We start from the raw sequence: 3578 nt of genomic DNA, 5'->3' as shown, positions 1-3578 counted from the left end.
AACGCGGTCATCGCCGAGGTGAAGTACGCCTCGCCCTCGCGCGGCACCATCCGCAGGTCGGGCTCTCCGGAGGCGCTGGCGGCAGACCTCGTCGCCGGCGGCTGCGCCGGGCTCTCCGTGCTGACCGAGCCCTTCTTTTTCGGGGGGAGCATTGCCAACCTCAGGCGAGTGCGGGAGGTCGCTCCCGTCCCGATCCTTCGAAAGGACTTCATCGTCGACGAACTCCAGCTCAGGGAGACGGCGGCGATCGGTGCCGACGCCGTCCTCCTCATTGCCGGCGTGCTCGGCCGCGACCTCGGGCAGTTCGTGGATCTCTCCCTCTCCCTCGGCCTTGAGCCCCTGGTGGAGGTGCGGAACAGGGAAGAGGCCGGACTCGCCCGCGCCGCCGGCGCCGAACTGGTCGGGATCAACAACCGCGACCTCACCACGATGACCGTCGACCTGCATACCACCCTGAGGCTCGCCCCTCTCGTCGCCGGCGACGGGCGTCTCGTCGTCTCGGAGAGCGGCGTCGTCTGGCCCTGCGACGTCCGGGCCCTTCGGCCGTACTGCGACGCCTTTCTTGTCGGTTCGGCCCTCATGTCCTCGCCGCATCCGGGGAAGAGGCTGGAGAGGCTGGTATGCGCGTGAAGATCTGCGGGGTCACGCGGGTAGCGGACGCCGTCGCCGCCGAAGAGGCGGGGGCAGACGCGATCGGCGTCGTCCTCTTCTCTGAATCGCCGCGCGCGGTCTCTCCTGAGAAGGCGGCAGAGATCTTCGCCGCGCTCGGCCCCTTCACGGCCAGGGTCTGCGTCTCGCGGACGGCCGACCCCTCGGAACTCGACGAGATCCTGGCCCTCGGCCCGACGGCGGTGCAACTCTACCACGACCTTCCGGTGCCGCCCGGCGTACAGGTGATCAGGGCGACAGCAGGCAAAGATCTTCCTGCCGGCAGGTGCGACGCCGTCCTCCTCGACCGGAGCGAGGGCCGGGGGATGCTGTACGATGCGGCGGCAGCACGGTCGCTCGTCCTGCGGTCGCCGGTCCCGGTCGTCCTCTCGGGCGGGCTTACGCCGGAAAACGTCGGCGAAGCGGCGAGGGCAGTGCGGCCCTACGCCGTGGACGTCTCGTCGGGCGTCGAGGACGGGCCCAGCATCAAAAACAGAAAAAAAATGACGGAATTTATCATGGCATGCAGGAGCGTATCCCCATGAAGAAGGGATATTTCGGTGAATTCGGCGGTCAGTTCGTCCCCGAGACCCTGATGGGGGAACTCGAGGCGCTGGAGTCCGCCTATGAACGCGCGAAGAACGACCCCGCCTTCCAGGCCGAACTGGAGGGATATCTCTCGACCTTTGCCGGGCGGGAGACCCCCCTCACGTACTGCCGGAACCTCTCCCGCGACCTCGGCTGCCGTATCTACCTGAAGAGGGAGGATCTCCTCCACGGCGGCGCCCACAAGATCAACAACACCCTCGGCCAGGCCCTGCTGGCGCGGTATATGGGCAAGACAAGGCTCATCGCCGAGACCGGCGCCGGCCAGCACGGGGTGGCGACGGCGATCGCGGGCGCGGCCCTCGGCCTCCCGGTCGAGGTCTACATGGGTGAGGTGGACATGGCCAGGCAGCGGCTGAACGTCTTCAGGATGGAACTCCTGGGGGCGACGGTCCACCCGGTGCGGACAGGCAGCCGCACCCTGAAGGACGCGGTCAGCGAGGCCCTGCGCGACTGGATCGCCCGTCCTGCGGAGACCTACTATCTCCTCGGCTCCGCGGTGGGCCCGCACCCCTACCCGACGATGGTCAGGGACTTCCAGTGCGTCATAGGACGGGAATTGAGGGAACAGGTCCTGAAAGCCGAGGGGCGCCTGCCGACGGCTGCGGTCGCCTGCGTCGGCGGCGGATCGAATGCCATCGGAACATTCTATCCCCTCATCGACGACGACGTGCGCCTTGTCGGGGTGGAGGCCGGGGGCGAGGGTCTTTCGACCGGGAAGCACGGGGCCACGCTCTGCGCCGGGACGAAGGGAGTGCTCCAGGGCTCTCTCTCGTACCTCCTCCAGGACAGGGACGGGCAGATCCTGGAGACCCATTCGGTCTCGGCAGGCCTCGATTATCCGGCCGTCGGACCGGAGCACAGCATGCTGAAGGACATCGGGCGGGCCGAGTACGTCGCGGCCACCGACGACGAGGCCCTCGCCGCCTTCTCCCTGCTCTCGCGGCGGGAAGGGATCATCCCGGCACTGGAGTCGTCCCATGCAGTGGCGTACGCCGTGAAGATGGCAAAGGAGATGGACGAAGACGACATCATCGTCGTCACCCTCTCGGGGCGGGGGGACAAGGACGTTACTGAGGTTGCGGCGAGGATGGGGGTGGCGATATGAGCAGGATCGACGCCCTCTTCTCAGGCCTGGAGAGACCGGCCTGCATCGCCTATCTGGCGGGCGGCGACCCCGACCCGGAGACCTCCCTTGCGGCGGTGCGGGCGGTCGTCGACGCCGGGGCCGACATCATCGAGATCGGCGTGCCCTTCACCGACCCCATCGCCGACGGCCCGACGATCAGGAGAGCGGACAACCGTGCCCTTGCGGCCGGGACGACGCCCGACCGGATCTTCGAGCTGGTGCGGGCCGTCAGGGCAGGGACCGCCGTCCCGATCGTCCTGATGACGGCGTACAACATCGTCTATGTCCGCGGCGTCGACCGCTTCTACCGGGAGGCGGCAGAGGCCGGCGCCGACGGGGTGATCATCCCCGACATGCCTCCCGAGGAGTCGGAGGACGCCGTCGCCGCGGCCGGGCGGTACGGCCTCGACCAGATCTTTCTCGTGGCCCCGAACACTCCAGAAGAGCGTCTGGACCTGGTCCTGGAGCATGCAGGCGGGTTCCTTTATCTCGTCTCCGTGCAGGGCGTCACCGGCGCAAGGTCAGGCCTCCCGCACGGCATGGAGGAGAGGATCGCCGCGTTGCGGTCGCGCACCGACCTCCCCATCGCCGTGGGCTTCGGCATCTCGGGCCCCGAGCAGGTGAGGGCGCTCGCGGCCGCGGGTGCCGACGGCGTGATCGTCGGCAGTGCGATCGTGGCGATCGTCGAGAAGCATCTGGGGGACAGGGATGCGATGTGCGCCGAACTGAAAGAGTTCGTCGCCGGACTGTGCGGCGCCGTCAGGGACGGGGCCTGAAGGGGAGCATGACGACGATCGGTCTTGTGATCAACCCCCTCGCCGGTCTCGGCGGCACCGTCGGCCTGAAGGGGACGGACGGGACGGCGGACGAAGCGCGGCGGCGGGGTGCGGTGCCGCGGGCGCATGAGCGTGCCGTCGTGGCCCTCCTCTCTCTCCGGGGCCTCCCCCTCCGCTTCCTCACCTCTGCCGGGGCGATGGGGGCCGACGCCCTCGACGCCGCGGGCATCTGGGAGTACGAGGTCGTCCATACCGCCGGGGGCCCGGAGACGACGGCCGCCGACACGCGGGACGCGGTCAGAGCCTGTGTCGATGCCGGCGCCGATCTCATCCTCTTCTGCGGCGGCGACGGCACGGCGCGGGACGTTGCGGCGGCCGCGGAGGAGACCCCCATCCTCGGCATCCCCGCGGGCGTGAAG

Annotated in this window: 5 protein-coding genes; all 5 read left to right on the top strand. The window is 69.1% G+C overall.

Annotated elements, in window-relative coordinates; all coding sequences use genetic code 11:
• On the top strand, positions 1-630 hold a 630-nt coding region (locus Q0520_RS10270), incomplete at its 5' end, for an indole-3-glycerol-phosphate synthase (RefSeq protein WP_298669743.1).
• Complete coding sequence (locus Q0520_RS10265; protein WP_298669740.1) at positions 621-1193, top strand: phosphoribosylanthranilate isomerase; 573 nt, start codon at positions 621-623, stop codon at positions 1191-1193. The genes Q0520_RS10270 and Q0520_RS10265, both read left to right, overlap by 10 nt.
• Positions 1190-2362, top strand: a complete 1173-nt coding sequence (gene trpB / locus Q0520_RS10260) for a tryptophan synthase subunit beta (protein WP_298669738.1) — start codon at positions 1190-1192, stop codon at positions 2360-2362. Before Q0520_RS10265 ends, trpB begins: the two co-directional genes overlap by 4 nt.
• Positions 2359-3159: a tryptophan synthase subunit alpha gene (trpA, locus tag Q0520_RS10255; protein WP_298669736.1), complete on the top strand. Its 801-nt coding sequence runs from the start codon at positions 2359-2361 to the stop codon at positions 3157-3159. The genes trpB and trpA overlap by 4 nt, the downstream gene beginning before the upstream one ends.
• Positions 3160-3167: 8 nt before the next feature.
• A partial coding sequence (locus Q0520_RS10250) for an ATP-NAD kinase family protein (RefSeq protein WP_298669734.1) occupies positions 3168-3578 on the top strand: 411 nt, incomplete at its 3' end.

The sequence above is a fragment of the uncultured Methanofollis sp. genome (assembly GCF_937919355.1).
Classification (GTDB): domain Archaea; phylum Halobacteriota; class Methanomicrobia; order Methanomicrobiales; family Methanofollaceae; genus Methanofollis.
The sequence above is the reverse complement of the archived record's forward strand: the minus strand, read 5'-3'. Positions and strand labels throughout refer to the sequence as shown.

Excerpts from the sequence above, each read along its gene's own strand:
- Q0520_RS10265 (WP_298669740.1), top strand. The coding sequence starts at position 621 with ATGCGCGTGAAGATCTGCGGGGTCACGCGGGTAGCGGACGCCGTCGCC.
- trpB (WP_298669738.1), top strand. The coding sequence starts at position 1,190 with ATGAAGAAGGGATATTTCGGTGAATTCGGCGGTCAGTTCGTCCCCGAG.
- trpA (WP_298669736.1), top strand. The coding sequence starts at position 2,359 with ATGAGCAGGATCGACGCCCTCTTCTCAGGCCTGGAGAGACCGGCCTGC.